Source organism: Tissierella pigra (genome assembly GCF_009695605.1).
Taxonomy (GTDB): Bacteria; Bacillota; Clostridia; order Tissierellales; family Tissierellaceae; genus Tissierella; species Tissierella pigra.
Genome location: NZ_VUNQ01000006.1, coordinates 54,040 through 71,986, shown reverse-complemented (window position 1 = coordinate 71,986; position 17,947 = coordinate 54,040). Strand labels below are relative to the sequence as shown.

Here is a 17,947-nt window from a genome sequence, read left to right as displayed (position 1 = left end):
TGAAAGCAAGCTAATATCAAGAAATTCTTGGTAACTCTATGGTTAATAAATTATACCTAGTAAGGATATGATTAAAAATACTAAAATCAATATATTCCTTTCACATATTTCTGATAGTAATATCTCATTTTACCCAAATAATTTTTAAGTCGTTTCTCCATAGTCTTTCTATACATTTCCAATTTCAATACGTTTTCATCTGAAGAAATAGAGTTACTATACTTACTTTTTACAAAAATTTCTGTAATTTCTTTTATTCCTATGTCATCATAGGAATGGAACTTATACGCAATACGATTTGCATATTCATAGTGAGTTTCTCCATATAGCTGTGGACAACCCATCAATTCTTTAAGTCTTAGAATTTGCTGATATAGATAAATAACTCTTTTATTATTGGACAACTTTTTAGCTTTAGCTTCGCCATAGCTATATTGTAATAATCCTACTAAAGATTTTAGAGGGATAATTAATAATAAAAGGACTATAAATAAGCCAATAGTATTACTTGGTAAACCAGTAGATGTATCTTCGTAGTTTTCCTCATAGTTTGGTTTCATTTCATCCATAGCAATTTGGTCACTATCAATAATTTGACCATCAATATCATTTCTATGAGTTCTAATATTTTCCCTAGATTCATTTAACTCCATATTCTTATGAGATTCATTTAGCTGATAATTTTCTAATCTAGATTCTACAGGATAAGCCGGTGTAGGCTCAAAGGTCATCCAACCAACTGGTTCAATAAATGCTTCTACCCATGCATGAGCATTTTCATGTTTCACTTCATATATACCATCTTCAATAAGGTCTTTAGCTAAATAGCCTTCTATATACCTGCTTGGTATTTCTGCTAGGCGAAGCATTACAGCCATAGATGTTGCATAATAAGTGCAGTAACCCCTTTTTTCTTCAAATAAGAAATAGTCTACAAATTCTCGATGTTCTGGTACATATTTCACATCTAAGCTATATTTATAATTAGTTCTAAGATAATTCTCAATAGCTACTGCCTTTCCAAAGTCATTTTCTGCATCCTTTACAATTTCGTTTACTAGATTTCTTATTCGTTCAGTTATTTTTTCATTTGGAATTTGAAGATATATATTCAAATCGGGCAGATACGTCTTCTTATTTTCCATTCCAGTGGAGACAAGAATTCCATAGGGAAGAGGTTTTTGGATTTCAATAGTGTAACTTTCCCTATCATAAACTCCATTTGGGAAAATAATAACATCATCATTATTTACTTTTAATATATGATTATCCTTGAAATTAACTTTACTTGGTTTGTAGGGACTAAAAAGAGTAGTTGATGCAAAATCATTGTTGGTTATTATAATATGTTCTTCTTTATAAAAATATTGTTGTTCTTTATAAGTAAGCTTACTAAAATCTTCCCCTAACTTATAATCATATAAAGGTTTCAGTATGGAATCCCAAGAATCCCCAGTATATACATGTTTCACATTCCCTCTAAGATAAATGCTATCATCTGCATATACAGTCATAATTTTTTTGTTACTTAAATTTACTGGACCTCCTAACTTTGAAATTTTGCTTTGAAAACCTGTAGTAGAGAAATCAAATAAAATTGCCTCTCCTGATTTTCGAGTATATTTATCATAGGAGCGTAAATTTTCAACAAAAGGAAATGCAGTATAAACTTTTTGCTGCAACCAAAACCATTCAATATAGTTGTAATTTTTGGGCAATAGCAAAGCTATAAAAACAATTAATATACTATAGTTAGTTAATGTTTTGAGCCATGGAGCATAAAGGTTTTGTATCTTTTTCTTAGAATATTTATCTAATCCCATAAGAATAAAAAAAGCTATTAAAAATATGGAAATCATCCAATATGCTTGATTAAAAAAGTTGTACCAATAGTAAAGGAAAGTACTTATATAAATAGGAAGCAATAGATAAATAGTTTTGCCTCTAAACAAGATAAATGCAGTAAAAAGTGACACTAAAATTATAAGTATTCCCCAGAATAATAGTATATTATCTGATGCAATATTTTCTTTTCCTCGGAAGTTAGCTATTATGTTTTTAGATAAATAAAGGACTCTTTCTACAATGGTAAATAAAATGGGAGCAGCAAAACGGTGTATTAAAATAGTTATTATAGAGCTAATAGCTATAATTCCATATAGGATTAGTGGATTTAGAAGAAAGAATTTAACCATCATACTTCCTAGAAATACTATTAATACTTGTAGCATAATATTTATTTTTAGTCCTATTCCCAAGCCAAAAAGATACACTAGAGAAAATACAAAAGAAGCATATAACAGGTTAATTATCAGATTTTCACTTTTATTAGATATTTTATCCATGATAAACCTCCAATACTTCTTTAATACTAGTATTATAATCTAATATATATGTAGAAATTCCTTCCTGTTTTAATCTTTTCATAACCATCTGATCAATATATCCTGTCTTGTTACCTAAGTCAGTTATAGTTATAAACAAAGGATTAAGATTTTTCATTTTCAACTGGATTCCTTGTGCACCCATGGTCTTATCTAGGTTAGGAGTAATAATTATAACTGTTGAACCTTTATTTAAAGTTTCCACCTTTGACATAAGAATAGATTTAAACTCAAGAGCCCCGTTACCTCTAAATCTAGCTAAGGTTTCCAAAAAAGGTTTTAAGTCAGAAGTTTGTTGACCTTTTAATTCTATTTGAGTTTGATTATTTTGAGTTTCTAAATTCACTTCTATGTTTTGACTTAAACAATAATTTACTATGCTAAGAGCAGCATCTACTGATTTATCTTCAAGGCGACGATCTATATCGCCTTTAAATAGTTTTGACTCATTGTCTAAGAAAATAATAACATTTGTATCTCCTCGGTTTTCATAGTCTTTAATTATAGGAATATCTTTTTTTGCCGACAATTTCCAATGAATGGCTTTAACAGAATCACCTTCCTTATATTCTCTTAAAGAAGCAATTCTGCTTTTATCTTGGAAGTCTGAGGTCTGCACTAGAAGTTCCCCAGACTGATGGCTGGCAGTTATCTTGAAAGTAGAAAGAATAATAGTTTCGGGATAGACTAGTAGAGAGGCAGGAGTAGTAATTTTTTTCGTGAAAGAATAAAATCCAAAGACATCTTCAACTGTTACCTCTATTTCTCCAAACTGGTAATATCCCCTTCTTTTTAGGACTACAGATTCACCACTGTTATAGGATTCCTTTTTTTCCAGTGCTAATGTTACTTTAGGAGAATTAGTTCCTGTTAATTGTTTTGAAATATTAGACTGAATTTCTAAATAGGGTATTGGAAGAATACTGTTGTTTTCTACCTGATAATTTATATTGATTACTTCACCGGTGAATAGAGATTCCCTTGGAATCTCTATAGAACCTTTCAACCTCTTAAGGGTGATTAAACAGTGAATTAAAGGAAGAATAAATGTGAGCAATAGTATATAAAACAAAAAGTAAGGTAAGGTTCCACCAACTAACAATACGAAGGCAAATATAATTATAAAGAAGATCAGTGGAAGACTAATTTTTATGTTATTCATTTATTATCACCGGTACAAATACATGATTAAGAACTCCCTTTAGGACTTCATCAATACCCTTTCGTTCTATTCTAGCCTCTGGAGAAAGAATTAGTCTATGTCCCAATACAGGTACCACTATTTTTTTCACATCATCATGAATGACATAGTCGCGACCTGCTAGAAACGCCTTGGATTTTGCAGCTTTCAGCAAATCAATAGAAGCTCTGGGGCTAGCTCCTAGACGCAAATCTTCATAGACCCTAGTTGTATTAGAAATACTAACAATATAATCTATAATGTCACTATGAACAGTTATTTCATCTACCATAGATTGCATCTCTAATATATCTTCCTGAGAGACAACTGGCTCTATAAGATTAAGATTTTTTATGGATTGATAATTTTGCAGTATTTCTATTTCAGATTGCTTTTCTGGGTATCCCAGAGATAAACGCATTAAAAAACGATCTAGCTGTGCTTCTGGTAAAGGAAATGTTCCTTGGTACTCTAGTGGGTTTTGAGTTGCTAATACCATAAAGGGTTTCTCTAAAATATAGTGATTTTCTTCTGTAGACACTTCTCCCTCCTCCATAGCTTGCAATAAACTAGACTGAGTTTTTGGAGAAGTTCTGTTGATTTCGTCAGCTAGGAACACTTGATTAAATATTGGACCTTTCTTGAAAGAAAAATCTCCAGTATTTTTATCATAAACACTAATTCCTATAATATCAGAAGGCATTAGGTCTGGCGTAAACTGGACCCTTTTATATGATAAATCCATACTTTTAGCAAGTGCTTTGACTAAAGTAGTCTTTCCAACTCCAGGAACATCTTCGATTAAAAGATGGCCTCTGGCAAATAATGCTATTAATACCTTTTCTAGAACTTCATCTTTACCAATAATTATTTTTTTTAAGTTTTCTAAAATATCCAATGCTTTTTTATTATCCATATTTACCTCCATTACTCTTTTAGAGAGATTAAATTTATTAATAAACTTTATAGTTTTGAGGAATTCATATGCTATGTTAATTATACCATTAAAACTATTGTATTACGCAGAAAATATGAGGAAGATAACCCCCTTGATTAGAGTCATATCTAATCAAGGGGGTTTATTATTTTTGTAATCCATATTCATTAATTTTATTAAATAGCTGACGGGTACTAATATCAAGTCTACGAGAAGCCTCTGCTACATTACCGTTTACTTCATCTAAAACCCACTGTAAATATTTAGTTTCTGTATCTTTTCTAAAGTCTTTTAATGGAACTATAGATTCAAATCTATTTGTACTGAAACCAGATTTATGTTTTCCAATGGCATATAGAATTGGAAGATCATCCTTTCTTATAATGCCATTTTCTGATAATACTACTAGTCTATCAATAGTATTTTTAAGCTCACGAATGTTTCCAGGGTAATCATAATTATATAAGAACTCATTTACCTCAGGTTCAATATAAGAGATTTCACATTTGTTTTCAACACAAGCTTGTTTTAAGAAAAATTGTACCATATCCATAAGGTCTTCTTTACGTTCTCTAAGAGGTGGAATTCTAATGGCTATGGTGCTAATTCTAAAAAAAAAGTCTTCCCTAAAAGTATTATTCAAAATGTTTTCTTCTAAATCATTATTAGTTGCACAAATAAGTCTAAAGTCTATTAACATAGGTGTATTAGAGCCAATTCTTTCAAATTCCTTAGTTTCTATAACCCTTAAAAGCTTAACTTGAGTAAGTAAACTAGTATCACCAATTTCGTCTAAAAACAGAGTTCCTTCATGAGCAAGCTCAAATTTACCTTTTTTAGATTTCAAGGCACCTGTAAAAGCTCCTTGCTCATATCCAAACAGTTCAGACTCTAAAAGAGTTTCAGTAAAAGCACTGCAATTAACAGTCACCATATTATTTGAAGCTCTTGGGCTACAGGCATGAATATATTGAGAAGCTACTTCTTTACCCGTACCAGATTCTCCTATTAGTAAAACATTAGCATTGGAGTTAGCAACTTTTTCACAGTATCTTAAACTTTCTGCAAAAGCAGGACTTTTAGTATTTAGAAAAAAATTCTTTTTAATATTATTTATTTCTTTATTATTGGTGTATTCACCCATGTAATTTGTCTCCTTATTAGAATATTATATACATAATAAATGAAATAAATTTCATAGTCAAGAAATATATTTCATTTGTTATTGATAATAATAAATAAAATTCATAAAAAAATAATAATAAAATGTGAAAATTGATTTTTATAATCAATAGATGGCTATAATCTTCATACTTAGATATATTATGTAAAATATAGATTAAGTTTAAATGAAGTAATGAAATGTGGCAAGGAAATTGCAACTATAAGTTAGCAATATAAATTATGTTTTAATATAGAGGGAGGAATGGAGATGAAAGGGTTTGCAATGCTTGAATCAAATAAAGTAGGATGGATAGAAAAAGAAAGACCAATTGCAGGGCCTTATGATGCAATACTTAGACCTCTAGCATTAGCACCATGCGTATCAGATATTTATACTGCATATCAAAGTCAATTAAATTATAGAGAAAATTTGATTTTGGGACATGAAGCTATTGGAGAAATTGTAGAGGTTGGAGAAAAGGTTAAAGATTTTAAAACAGGGGATAAGGTAATTGTACCAGCTATTACACTTGATTGGAAAAGTAATGAATCAAATAATACTTTTGAACAACAGATATTTGGAAGAAGATATTCGAATATAAAGGATGGAGTTTTTTCAGAATATTTTCATGTAAATGATGTAGATATGAATTTAGCATTATTACCAGAAGACATTTCACTAGAGACTGCAATTATGCTTACGGATACAGTATCTACAGGACTTCATGCCGTAGAATTAGCAGAGGTAGACTATAATGATACAGTAGTAGTTTTAGGCACCCCATCTATATCATTGATGTCAGTTGCCGGTGCTAAGTTAAAAGGAGCCAGAAGAATTATTGTAGTAGGAACTAATAAGGAGTCAATAGATGCTGCTAAATTTTATGGAGCAACAGATATTATATATCACAAATATGGTCCAATATCTGATCAAATTCTTGAATTAACAAAAGGTGAAGGAGTAGATAAAGCTCTAGTGTCAGGTATGGATTCAGATGCAATTACAAATGCAGTAAAGGTTGTTAAGCCAGGAGGATATATAGGAAATGTAAATCACTTTGGTAGTGGAGAAAGGTTTTCAATTCCTAGACTTGAATTTCCAAGGGATACTAAATTAAGTATCATGGGGAAAATAACACCTGGTGGTAGGAAAAGAATGGAGAAACAGATTGAGTTGGTAACATCTGGGACAATTGACCCTAGTAAAATAGTAACCCATGTTTTTCATGGATTTGAAAAAATAGAAGATGCACTAAATATGATGAAGACTAAGTCTTTGGATTTAATTAAACCAGTAGTAATACTATAATTTTAAATATTCAGTTCTAATGAAATAATATTACTCCTTTTTGTAGCAGTCAGTTAAGATAATAAAAACTGTAACTACAATAAGGAGTATTTTTAATAAAAAGTATAACATTACTAAATGATAATGTTTATCATTTAGTAATATGGGCATATATATAATAAGATGATAATACTCAAATTAATATAGATAAAAAGGAGAGATAAAATGAAATTTTTATTACCAGAATTAAAATATTCATATGATGCTTTAGAACCACATATAGATAAATTAACTATGGAAACACATCATTCAAAACATCACCAAGCTTATGTAGATAATTTAAATAAAGCTCTAGAAGGTCATGAGAGATTTCAAAAAATGGAGATAGAAGATATTTTAAAATCTCTAGATGGATTGCCAGAAAGTATTAGAACTGCTGTAAGAAATAATGGTGGTGGGCATTACAATCATACTTTATTCTGGGATATAATGTCACCTGAAGGTGGAGGAAATCCAGAAGGAGAACTTGGAAAGAAAATTGATGAAGATTTAGGTGGATTTGATAAATTTAAAGAGGATTTTAAAAAGTCAGCTTTAGGTCAATTTGGTAGTGGATGGGCATGGTTAGTACTTCACAATGGAAAACTTGAAATAGTTGCCACATCAAATCAAGATAATCCAATTTCACAAGGAAAAGTACCGCTTCTTGGTATAGATGTATGGGAACACGCTTATTATTTAAAATATAAAAATAAAAGAGCAGACTATATAGATTCTTGGTGGAATCTAGTTGATTGGAATAGAATAGAAGAAATATATAATAAAGCTAAATAGTAAATAATATTATTTAAAGAAGTTAGTAAAAAACCAAAATAGATTTTAAAATCTGTTTTGGTTTTTATTATTTATAATAAATCAGTTAAGCTAAATCTACAATATTTAACTCCATTGATAAAATTTGAAAAACGATGTAATATATTATTTAGGTATTAGAATAAATATAGAGTTATAGAGAATAGTAAATTAATGAGTATGGCAGATGGAGGAGTATATGGAAACGCTTAAGTTGCTATTAAAGAAAAATGGAGCAAAGATTTCAAGAATAATATTTATAATGATTATGACAGTGGTTATAATTACTGGGGGAATAAGGGAATTAAAATCAATAGATTTTGCTAAGACAATATCTATAATCAGGGAATTTCCTATGCCTCTTATATTTATATTTACTATTTTGGGAGTATTAGCAGTATCATCAATGAGCTTATATGATTTTGCAATAATAGAATATCTAAATTTTAATATAAAAAAGACAACTATATTTAGTATTACTTTTGTGGCTAATACAATAAATAATATTTCTGGGTTAGGTGGATTAGCAGGTGCTTCCATTAGATCACTATTATTTAAAAAGAGTGCTAACAATAAGGAAGATATTATAGATTATAATTTACTACTAGTCCCATCAACAGGTATAGGTCTTTCTCTTATGATGATTATTGCACTATTTAAGTATCAATATATAAATTCACTTTTAGAGAAATATAGGTGGATGATTATAGCCATTATTGCTTTTATGATATACTTTGTTATCTATTTTTTCATAGATAAAATATTTAATATCTTAAAGAAAAATTCAAGAGAAGTAGATAATAATAGAATTATTTTGAGAGTGAGGCTGCTATTCTTATCCTTTGTGGAATGGATGATTGCCTTTACTTTATTCTTTGTTATTGTTAGACAGTTTAGTCAAGAGGTAAATTTAGATATAGTATTTATTATATTTACCTTAGGTTCTATAGCTGGTATCTTAAGTTTATTGCCTGGTGGAGTAGGGTCATTTGATTTAGTAGTGCTACTTGGTTTTCAATATTATGGTGTAGGAACTGAAAATGTCTTAGCCATATTAATATTATATAGAGTCTTTTACTATATAATGCCGTTGCTAATAGGAATAAATCTTACTTTAATAATACAATCTCAAAGTGAGGATGAATTAAATAAATTTATAGATTTTTCAAAGGTAACAGATTTTATCAATAAAACATCTAGTATTACAAATCTATTATTATCAATATTAATATTAGCATCGGGAGTAACATTATTATTATCTGCATTAGCTCCAGGGGCAATTGAACGAATTAAAATCGCTTCAAGGCTTTTATCCTTTCCAATCTTACAGCTATCAAGACAACTAACAATATGTATAGGAATATTACTGATAGTTATCTCTAGAGAAATAAGAATGAAGGTAAAGCGTAGTTATAAAATTACTATGTGGCTATTGTTTTTTGGTGCTATATTTGCAATGATTAAGGGATTTGCCTATGAGGAAGCGACTTTTCTAATACTAGTTCTAATAATATTAAAAATGTCCAAGCATAGTTTCTATAGAAGGAGTTTGCCAATTGATTGGTTTAAAGCTATTATGACTTTGATATTATCATTTATCGGGCTCCTAGCCTATGTAAAGATGTCCCATATAATACTGAGGGATTTCATAAGAATTGAGTATTTTAAGTCTTTAATTACAAAAGGAATCTCTTGGCCTATACCTAGTGGAGTTATTGCTTATGGTCTTCTCATTATTTTTGTTATCTATTATGAATTGACAAAGGAAAGGATAACGAATAATGATAGGTATGAAGGCGTTGATGAAGAGAGGGTAAATAAATTTTTACAGGAATATGATGGAAACTTTTTAACTCACCTTATATTCTTAAAGGATAAACATTTATTTTGGTCTAAAGATAATAAGGTTTTAATTCAATATGAGATAAGTCATGGTCTTGCTGTAGTTTTAGGAGATCCCATTGGAGATGCAAAGTACTTTGGTGAAGCTTTAACAGAGTTTCAGGACTTCATAGATGAATATGGATATAAATCAGTTTTTTATCAAACAAGTGAAAGATTATTGCCTTTTTATCATGATCATGGATATTATTTCTTTAAACTAGGTGAGACAGGACTAGTAGAGCTTGATAATTTTGACATAAATAGTTCCAAAAGTAGAGACTTTAGAAATATACTTAGACGATTTGAAAAAGATGGTTTTACTTTTGAGACATATTATGAGAACTCCATAGATGAAAATCTGTTTTTAGATTTAAAAAAAGTTTCTGATGAATGGTTAGCCCATAGAGAGGAAATGGGTTTTTCACTTGGATGGTTTAATAAAGAATATTTAGATAAATCTAAGATTGGGGTTATAAAGAATAGAGAAACAGGAGAAATAATAGCGTTTGCTTCCTTAAGTCCTAGTTATGATGATAAAACCGTTTCAATTGACTTAATGCGTTTTAGAAAGGAAGTACCTAATAACACTATGACTTTTCTTATATTAAATTTGATTTTGACATTTAAAGATGATAACTATAAGATATTCAATTTAGGAATGGCTCCACTTTCAAATGTAGGTATAGCCCAGAATGCCCATATACAAGAGAGAATTGCACACTTGGTATTTAAGTATGGTAAACATTTTTATAGTTTTGATGGTCTAAGAAAATATAAAAATAAATTTGATCCAAGATGGGAAGGGAAATATTTAGTTTATGAGGATTTGATATTGTTACCATCTTCTTTGATAGAAGTAACTTGGTTGATTCATTCAAAGAAGAATAAATCTTAAAGGGATGAGTGAGTATATGAAAAGGAAAATATTAAAAACCATAAGTACCATAGATAGTTTAAATATGGAAGAGATTGAAAAACTCAATATAGGTATTGAAATACAAGATTTTACAGAGCCTAATTTATCATTAAATGAAATCAATATGATAATTCACAGATATAAGGCTAAGTTGAAAGAGTTTAAAAACATTAAAGCCTTACATGGACCTTTTTTGGATTTAAAACCTTCAAGTCCAGATAAATTAATTAGAGAAGTAAGTTATAATAGATATTTATATACTATAAATGCGGCTAAAGAGTTAAATATAGATTATTTAATATTTCATAGTCAAATAAATCCATATTTAAATCAGCCATCCATAAGGAAATTAAATAATATTCAAAGTAGGGAATTTTGGGAAGCAATTCTAAAGGAAGTACCAGATTATAAAGGAATAATACTTTTAGAGAATATATTTGAGGAAACTCCTAGTATGTTAAAAGAGCTAATAGAAACTATAAACTTGCCTAATGTTAAAATCAATCTAGATATAGGACACGCTAATTTAGGGAAGGTTACATTGGAAGAATGGATTAAGGAGCTTAAAGATTATATTTTCTATATTCATATCCATTCTAATGATGGTCTATACGATAATCACCAAGCTCCAACTCTAGGGGAAATAAAAGAGTTATACTATCTATTGGATAAATATAATATAAATCCAGTATTATCATTAGAGTATAACGTAGATAGTCTAGAAGAAGAAATAAAAAAATATCGATAGGAGGAAAAATATGACAAATATTATGATACAAGGTACAACATCTTCCGCAGGTAAAAGTTTAATGTGTACAGGATTATGCAAAATATTTAAAGAAGATGGATACAAGGTTTATCCTTTTAAATCTCAAAATATGTCATCGAAATATTATACTACTAAAGAGGGATATAAAATAAGTACAGCACAAACTTTACAGGCTATGGCAGCAGGACTTAGCCCTCATCCCAATATGAATCCAATTTTACTTATACCGAAATCAGATAAAGGGTCTATGGTAGTTATAAAAGGTGAAGATACAGAGGATATGGAAGCAGTAGAGTATTTTAAGTATAAAAATACTCTTAGACCAATGATACTAGATATATATAAAGAAATAGAAAGTAAAAATGATATTGTAGTTATAGAAGGTGCAGGAAGCCCTGCTGAAATAAATTTAAAACAAAATGATATAGTAAATATGGGTATGGCTGAAATGGCAGATGCTCCAGTACTGTTAGTAGCAGATATAGATAGAGGAGGAGTATTTGCTTCTCTTTATGGCACAGTGATGTTATTAGAAGAACATGAAAGAAAAAGAATAAAAGGACTTATAATCAATAAGTTTAGAGGAGACAAAACCCTTTTAGATCCAGGAATTAAAATGATTGAAGAAATATTAAATATACCAGTTGTGGGAACTATACCTTTTGCACATTTAGAGTTAGTAGATGAAGATAGTTTAATTGACTATGATAAGGAATGTAATATAAATCCACAGACAGAAGAAGAAATGGAGAGGGAATTAAATAAATTAGCCTTACTACTTCGCCAGAATATGGATATGGATTATATTTATAAAATAATGGGGCTGGATTTAGTAAATAATTAAGGAGAATTTAATATGTCAATGAGTGTAATTTTAGGAATTTTATTGGACTTTAAGTTAGGAGATCCTTATAATTTCCCTCATCCAGTAAAACTGATGGGGAGGATAATCTCTTTTGAAGAGAAATTAGTAAGAAGAATTATTAAATCTAAAAATGGACTTAAACTTGCAGGACTTATTATTGTTATAATTAATATCCTACTTGGATTTACAGTTCCGTATTTACTATTAAAACTTATAAAACAATATAGACTTATTTATATCCTAGTAGATACATACCTAATTTATACTTGTATAGCTGCAAAATGTTTAGACTACGAGGCAACTAAAGTATCTGAAGCTTTAGACAGTGGTATAGAACAGGGGAGAGAGAGACTTTCTTATATTGTTGGAAGAGAGACTAAAAATCTTTCAGAAGAAGAAGTCATAAAAGCAACTGTAGAGACTGTGGCAGAAAATACTTCCGATGGAGTTATAGCTCCTTTAATGTATATAATTTTATTAGGAGCACCCGGTGGACTAGCGTATAAGTTTATAAATACTATGGATTCTATGTTAGGATATATGAATGATAAATATATAGATTTAGGATATTTCCCTGCGAAGATAGATGATATATTTAATTATATTCCTGCAAGACTTACTGGAATTTTTATGTGTTTAGGTTCCATAGGAAAGTTTAATATGAAAGATGGTTTTAGAATAATGATAAGAGATAGAAAAAATCATAAAAGCCCCAACTGTGCATATCCAGAGGGAGCTGTTTCAGGACTTTTAGGGGTTCAGCTAGGTGGAAATAATTATTATCATGGAAGACTAGTTGAAAAACCAACTATTGGAGATAATATAAGACCTATTGAAAAAAAAGATGTAAGAAATACAATAGATATTATGTATTTAAGTGAGATATTATTTTTGACTACTTGTATTATAATTGAATTAATAATAATTAATATAAAATAATATTTAACTATAAAAATAACTCTTTTAAATTAAGAGTTATTTTTATAACTAATTTTTATAAAAATTAATATTCAGTTCATATTAGTTTTTTATAATTATATAAGGATTTCGTTAGTACTATTGATTTATTTTTAAAATAATATTGTTAAGAGGGATATATATGATTAATATTCTAGTAGCTGAAGATGATAAGAATCTGCAAAAATTAATTGGAGCTGTATTAAAGCAGCAAGGATATAATGTTTTAATGGCTAATGATGGTATCCAAGCATTAGAAATATTAGATATGGTACATATAGATTTAATTATCAGTGATATTATGATGCCAAACATGGATGGTTATCAGTTAACTGACCTACTTAGAAAATCCAACTATAACCTACCGATTCTAATGGTAACTGCTAAAGAAACCCTTGATGATAAGAAAAAGGGATTTATTGTAGGAACAGACGACTATATGGTAAAACCCATAGATATAGATGAGATGGTATTAAGAGTAGCAGCATTACTGCGTCGTTCTCGTATTGTTAATGAAAATCGTCTAACAATTGGTGAATTAGTTTTGGATTATAATACTTTAGATGTGAATAAAAAAGACATCTCTATAAATCTTCCCAAGAAGGAATTTTATTTATTATTTAAGCTGTTAAGTTATCCCAAGCAAATTTTCACAAGACAACAGCTTATGGATGAAATATGGGGGATGGATTCAGAAGCTGAAGAACGTACAGTAGATGTCCATATTAAGCGTTTAAGGGATAAGTTTTCTGAATTTGAGGAATTTGAGATTATTACAGTTAGAGGATTAGGATATAAGGCAGAGATAAAAGCATGAAAAAGATTGCTGTAAAATTAGCTTTATTTTTTATTATTATAATTTATAGTTCTTCTTTTCTATCCTTTATTATATCAACTATATTTACTGAGAATATTGAAGATGAAATTAAATTAAATCAATTTAAAATAGCAAACTCTATATTACAGTTATATGAAAAGACAGATTTAAGTATAGAAGAAATTGCAGATATTACATCTACTTCCACATCTCATGTAAGTAAAATTGAAAATATTGATTTATTTAAGTTCACAGAAAAAGAGTTAGAAAAAATTTATAATCATGAGCCTGTTTTCTCATATGAAAGTAAGCGAAACAGTCCTGTAGTAGTATTATTTTTAGATGATTCATTTATACAAATTAGCCTATACCCTAAAAATACAATCTTTAAAATAGTAGTATCTAGAGTATGGTTTACCATGTTAGTGTATGTTGCTATAGGGAGCCTATGTATTATACTTTTATCTAAGAGAATAGTCAAACCAATATTGGAACTAACATCAGCTACGCAAGAAGTAGCAAAGGGAAATTTTGATGTATCTGTTGAAGTTGAAAGACAAGATGAAATAGGACAACTGACCCATAACTTCAATAAAATGACTAAAGAACTAAAAAACATAGAATATCTTCGTAAGGATTTTATAACAAATGTATCACATGAATTTAAAACTCCAATTGCATCTATTCAAGGATTTGCTAGATTATTGCAGAAAGGAAAATTAACGGAAATTGAAAGAGAAGAATATACAGATATAATTGCAGAAGAAACCGTAAGGTTGTCTAAGCTTTCCTCCAATATTTTAAAACTTTCAAAACTAGAAAGCCAAGAGATAGTAGAGAGGAAAACAGAATTTTCCTTAGATGAGCAAATAAGAAAAAGTATTTTACTTTTGGAATATGAATGGAGTAAAAAAAATATTGAGTTTGATATTGAACTTCATAAGGTTAAATATGCAGGAGATGAAGGATTATTTCAGCAGGTCTGGATCAATCTTTTGGGAAATGCAATAAAATTTTCAAGAGATAATAGTGTTATTAGTATAAAACTTGAGGAAATAGATTCAATGATAAGAGTAGAAATTAAAGATAATGGTGTTGGTATGAGTGAAGAAGTATTACAGCGTATTTTTGAAAGATTCTATCAAGGGGATAGATCCCATTCTGCTGAAGGTAATGGATTGGGATTACCTTTAGTAAAGAAGATTATAGATTTATATGGAGGAAATATTCATGTTCATAGTATTCCCAATATAGGCTCTGTTTTTACAGTTGAGTTAATATATTAAAATTTATTAATATAAATAACCAACACGAAATCATAATAAAATTAAGGAGTGATTATATGTTATATTCAAGAGGATTTTATGGATTTGATCCTACAATGATTATTTTGCTTCCAGCAATTATTTTAACAATCTATGCTCAAAGCAAGGTAAAAACAAATTTTGCTAAATATTTAAGAAAATCAACACAGAAGTCATACACAGGGGTTCAAGTAGCAAGAACTCTTCTGGACCAGCATGGATTACACAATATACCAATAGAAATTTCAAAGGGACATTTAAGCGACCACTATGACCCAGGAAATGGTATACTTAGATTATCCTCTGAAGTCTATCAAGGTAATTCTATTGCTTCTGTTAGTGTTGCTGCACATGAAGTAGGTCATGCTATTCAGCATGCTAATGGATATATTCCCTTATCCTTGAGGAATATGATATTTCCTTTGGCTAGTTTTGGATCTTCTACGGCTTGGATTTTTATTGCCGTAGGACTTATGGTTCCTAGTCTTGGTGGATTAATGGATATTGGTATATGGATATTTGGAGCTGCTGTAGCTTTTCAGATAATTACCCTGCCAGTTGAATTTAATGCAAGTAGTCGTGCCCTACAACTACTTGACAGCAATGGATTTATTGTGGGAGATGAAATTAAAGGGGCAAAAAAAGTTTTAAATGCTGCGGCTCTAACATATGTGGCAGCTATGGCCAGTGGTATCGCACAGCTATTGCGATTAATATTGATTAGAAATAGAAATAGTAGAGAGAAATAGAATAGTCAACATAGAAAATATTATAATATAACCTTATTTAATAAAAAAATTGGTACCATTTTACGTAATTTAAGGGGGAAATAAATGAAACGTGCAACGAAAAATAAGAAAAAGACAACTTTGCGTAAACAGTGGACAAGAAATATAATGATCTTTATAATTGTTTTATTTTTAGGATTTGGATTTTTCGTTTATAAAACAGTGAATATAGCAGCACATCAAATGTTGAATATCTCACTTAATGCTATGATGGGAATTGCCACAAGGGAGTTATCTCAATATGATTTAAAGGAACTTGCAGTGAGTAAGGATGAAAACAGTCAAGACTACCAGCATATTGTAACTACATTAGAAGAAATATCAAGTAAGGCTAAATCCATACTGGAAGGTATTTATATATTTACAAAGGATTCCAATAACAAATGGATATATATAGCAAATACATCTAGCAGTGATAAGCACAATATAGGAGAGTATTTATCCTATGATAATGAAGAAATGAACATGGCATATGAAACAGGAAGTACTCATACTGTGGCAATAGATCAGGATTTCCTTACTCAAGAAGCATACTCAGCAGTCTATATACCTATTTCTCAGAATGATGAAGTAACAGCTGTTTTAGGTGTAAATGTAAATACAAAAGCCTTTATAAAATTACAGACTCTATTCTTAGGTATACTAATAGCTATATTGGCAATAAGTTTGTTTTTCATATGGTGGATTGTTCGATTTATAACTATGCGACAAAGCAAATCAATAGAAAGTCTAGTAATTAAGATGCGAGAAATAGCAGAACTAAGTGGAGATCTTACTAAAAGACTGGAAATTGAGGAAAATAACGAAATAGGGGAATTAGCAATATGCACAAATCAAATGCTTGATACAATACAGAGTATATTATTGAATGTAGATGAAAATTCTAGAAATCTACTGGATAATACTCAACAGTTTTCTAAAGCATTTGAAGAGGTTAGTATATCCTTTGAACAAATAGATGATACTGTTGATAATGTAACTGAAAGAATAGCAGGGCAAACAGTTGAAATGTCGAAAATGACTGATTCAATCTCAGGGACACATCAAGCTATTAAAGATATAGCTAGACATTCACAACAAGTAACAGTAGAAGCTACAGAAACTCGAAATAATGCAATCCAAGGAAATGAAGCAATTGAAAAAATGAAAAATCATATTAATGATGTAGGTAAAGTTGTTAATGAAACCACAGAATTAATGATGATGTTAGATGAACATTCAAATCAAATAAATAGCATAGTAGATACTATTACAGGCATAGCTAAACAGACAAATCTTTTAGCATTAAATGCTTCAATAGAAGCTGCCAGAGCAAAGGAACATGGAGCAGGATTTACAGTAGTAGCAGAAGAAGTAAGAACCTTAGCAGAGGAATCATCAAAATCGGCAGGTGAAATATCTAATCTTTTAGAAGACATACGGAAAGGGATTTTAAATGCCTCAAAATCCATGAAGGAAGTATCTCAAAAAGCAGCAGCAAGTCATATACAAGTAGATGATGTAATAAATCGCTTTGAAAGTATTACAGAGTCTATACAGAAGGTATCATCTATGGTAGAGGAGGTATCTGATTCTACAGAAGAAATAACTTCAAGTACTGCAATAATATCGGAAGGAATGGAAAACCTAGAAGCTATTTCAGAAGAAAATACTGCATCAGTAGAAGAAATTGCATCTAGCATAGATAGTGAAACAAATACCATTAAAGATATATTACAGATAGTATCTCATATGGAGAATGAAACCTATGAATTAAATGAAAGATTGAGTAAACTCAAGCTAAGATAAATCTTTCACTTTGGTTTTGATTTCTTGATTTTTATCCCTAATCCATTTTGATTA

14 protein-coding genes are annotated in these 17,947 nt (G+C 29.7%); 10 read left to right on the top strand and 4 right to left on the bottom strand.

The features are described 5' to 3' along the window. Nucleotides 1-86: 86 nt before the first annotated feature. From FYJ83_RS04375 to FYJ83_RS04360, 4 genes are all read right to left on the bottom strand, one after another. Nucleotides 87-2,345: a transglutaminase-like domain-containing protein gene (locus tag FYJ83_RS04375; RefSeq protein WP_154439127.1), complete on the bottom strand. Its 2,259-nt coding sequence runs from the start codon at nt 2,343-2,345 to the stop codon at nt 87-89. Continuing rightward, a complete protein-coding gene (locus tag FYJ83_RS04370) occupies nt 2,338-3,390 on the bottom strand; it encodes a DUF58 domain-containing protein (protein WP_195837916.1) in 1,053 nt (350 codons plus the stop codon). Before FYJ83_RS04370 ends, FYJ83_RS04375 begins: the two co-directional genes overlap by 8 nt. A gap of 148 nt (nt 3,391-3,538) precedes the next feature. Continuing rightward, nucleotides 3,539-4,480: an AAA family ATPase gene (locus FYJ83_RS04365; RefSeq protein WP_154439125.1), complete on the bottom strand. Its 942-nt coding sequence runs from the start codon at nt 4,478-4,480 to the stop codon at nt 3,539-3,541. A 166-nt stretch (nt 4,481-4,646) separates the two neighbouring features. After that, on the bottom strand, nt 4,647-5,645 hold the full coding sequence (locus FYJ83_RS04360; protein WP_154439124.1) for a sigma-54 interaction domain-containing protein: 999 nt from the start codon (nt 5,643-5,645) through the stop codon (nt 4,647-4,649). A 288-nt stretch (nt 5,646-5,933) separates the two neighbouring features. On the opposite strand from FYJ83_RS04360, the gene FYJ83_RS04355 reads away from it, so the two are divergent. The 10 genes from FYJ83_RS04355 to FYJ83_RS04310 all read left to right on the top strand — a co-directional run bounded on the left by FYJ83_RS04355 (nt 5,934) and on the right by FYJ83_RS04310 (nt 17,893). Further along, nucleotides 5,934-6,974 (top strand): zinc-binding dehydrogenase, encoded by a 1,041-nt coding sequence (locus FYJ83_RS04355; protein WP_154439123.1) that lies wholly within the window; start codon nt 5,934-5,936, stop codon nt 6,972-6,974. A gap of 204 nt (nt 6,975-7,178) precedes the next feature. Continuing rightward, nucleotides 7,179-7,787, top strand: coding sequence for a superoxide dismutase (locus FYJ83_RS04350; RefSeq protein WP_154439122.1), 609 nt, complete (start codon nt 7,179-7,181; stop codon nt 7,785-7,787). 217 nt (nt 7,788-8,004) lie between these two features. Further along, nucleotides 8,005-10,584 carry a bifunctional lysylphosphatidylglycerol flippase/synthetase MprF gene (gene mprF, locus FYJ83_RS04345; RefSeq protein ID WP_195837915.1) on the top strand — a complete coding sequence of 860 codons (2,580 nt, stop codon included), beginning with the start codon at nt 8,005-8,007 and terminating at the stop codon, nt 10,582-10,584. Nucleotides 10,585-10,600: 16 nt separating this feature from the next. Further along, entirely contained in the window at nt 10,601-11,353 is a 753-nt protein-coding gene (locus tag FYJ83_RS04340; protein WP_195837914.1) for a sugar phosphate isomerase/epimerase family protein, read from the top strand. A 10-nt stretch (nt 11,354-11,363) separates the two neighbouring features. Further along, nucleotides 11,364-12,218: a cobyric acid synthase gene (locus FYJ83_RS04335; protein ID WP_154439119.1), complete on the top strand. Its 855-nt coding sequence runs from the start codon at nt 11,364-11,366 to the stop codon at nt 12,216-12,218. A 12-nt stretch (nt 12,219-12,230) separates the two neighbouring features. Continuing rightward, nucleotides 12,231-13,178, top strand: coding sequence for an adenosylcobinamide-phosphate synthase CbiB (cbiB, locus tag FYJ83_RS04330; RefSeq protein WP_154439118.1), 948 nt, complete (start codon nt 12,231-12,233; stop codon nt 13,176-13,178). 160 nt (nt 13,179-13,338) lie between these two features. Beyond that, entirely contained in the window at nt 13,339-14,013 is a 675-nt protein-coding gene (locus tag FYJ83_RS04325) for a response regulator transcription factor (protein WP_154439117.1), read from the top strand. Beyond that, a complete protein-coding gene (locus FYJ83_RS04320; RefSeq protein ID WP_154439116.1) occupies nt 14,010-15,299 on the top strand; it encodes a HAMP domain-containing sensor histidine kinase in 1,290 nt (429 codons plus the stop codon). Before FYJ83_RS04325 ends, FYJ83_RS04320 begins: the two co-directional genes overlap by 4 nt. 56 nt (nt 15,300-15,355) lie before the next feature. Then, nucleotides 15,356-16,066, top strand: coding sequence for a zinc metallopeptidase (locus FYJ83_RS04315; RefSeq protein ID WP_154439115.1), 711 nt, complete (start codon nt 15,356-15,358; stop codon nt 16,064-16,066). A gap of 84 nt (nt 16,067-16,150) precedes the next feature. Then, a complete protein-coding gene (locus FYJ83_RS04310) occupies nt 16,151-17,893 on the top strand; it encodes a methyl-accepting chemotaxis protein (RefSeq protein ID WP_154439114.1) in 1,743 nt (580 codons plus the stop codon). The last annotated feature ends 54 nt before the right edge of the window (nt 17,894-17,947 follow it).

Excerpts from the sequence above, each read along its gene's own strand:
- FYJ83_RS04360 (WP_154439124.1), bottom strand. The coding sequence starts at position 5,645 with ATGGGTGAATACACCAATAATAAAGAAATAAATAATATTAAAAAGAAT.
- mprF (WP_195837915.1), top strand. The coding sequence starts at position 8,005 with ATGGAAACGCTTAAGTTGCTATTAAAGAAAAATGGAGCAAAGATTTCA.
- FYJ83_RS04340 (WP_195837914.1), top strand. The coding sequence starts at position 10,601 with ATGAAAAGGAAAATATTAAAAACCATAAGTACCATAGATAGTTTAAAT.
- FYJ83_RS04375 (WP_154439127.1), bottom strand. The coding sequence starts at position 2,345 with ATGGATAAAATATCTAATAAAAGTGAAAATCTGATAATTAACCTGTTA.
- FYJ83_RS04320 (WP_154439116.1), top strand. The coding sequence starts at position 14,010 with ATGAAAAAGATTGCTGTAAAATTAGCTTTATTTTTTATTATTATAATT.
- FYJ83_RS04310 (WP_154439114.1), top strand. The coding sequence starts at position 16,151 with ATGAAACGTGCAACGAAAAATAAGAAAAAGACAACTTTGCGTAAACAG.
- FYJ83_RS04315 (WP_154439115.1), top strand. The coding sequence starts at position 15,356 with ATGTTATATTCAAGAGGATTTTATGGATTTGATCCTACAATGATTATT.
- FYJ83_RS04350 (WP_154439122.1), top strand. The coding sequence starts at position 7,179 with ATGAAATTTTTATTACCAGAATTAAAATATTCATATGATGCTTTAGAA.
- FYJ83_RS04325 (WP_154439117.1), top strand. The coding sequence starts at position 13,339 with ATGATTAATATTCTAGTAGCTGAAGATGATAAGAATCTGCAAAAATTA.
- FYJ83_RS04335 (WP_154439119.1), top strand. The coding sequence starts at position 11,364 with ATGACAAATATTATGATACAAGGTACAACATCTTCCGCAGGTAAAAGT.
- cbiB (WP_154439118.1), top strand. The coding sequence starts at position 12,231 with ATGTCAATGAGTGTAATTTTAGGAATTTTATTGGACTTTAAGTTAGGA.
- FYJ83_RS04355 (WP_154439123.1), top strand. The coding sequence starts at position 5,934 with ATGAAAGGGTTTGCAATGCTTGAATCAAATAAAGTAGGATGGATAGAA.
- FYJ83_RS04365 (WP_154439125.1), bottom strand. The coding sequence starts at position 4,480 with ATGGATAATAAAAAAGCATTGGATATTTTAGAAAACTTAAAAAAAATA.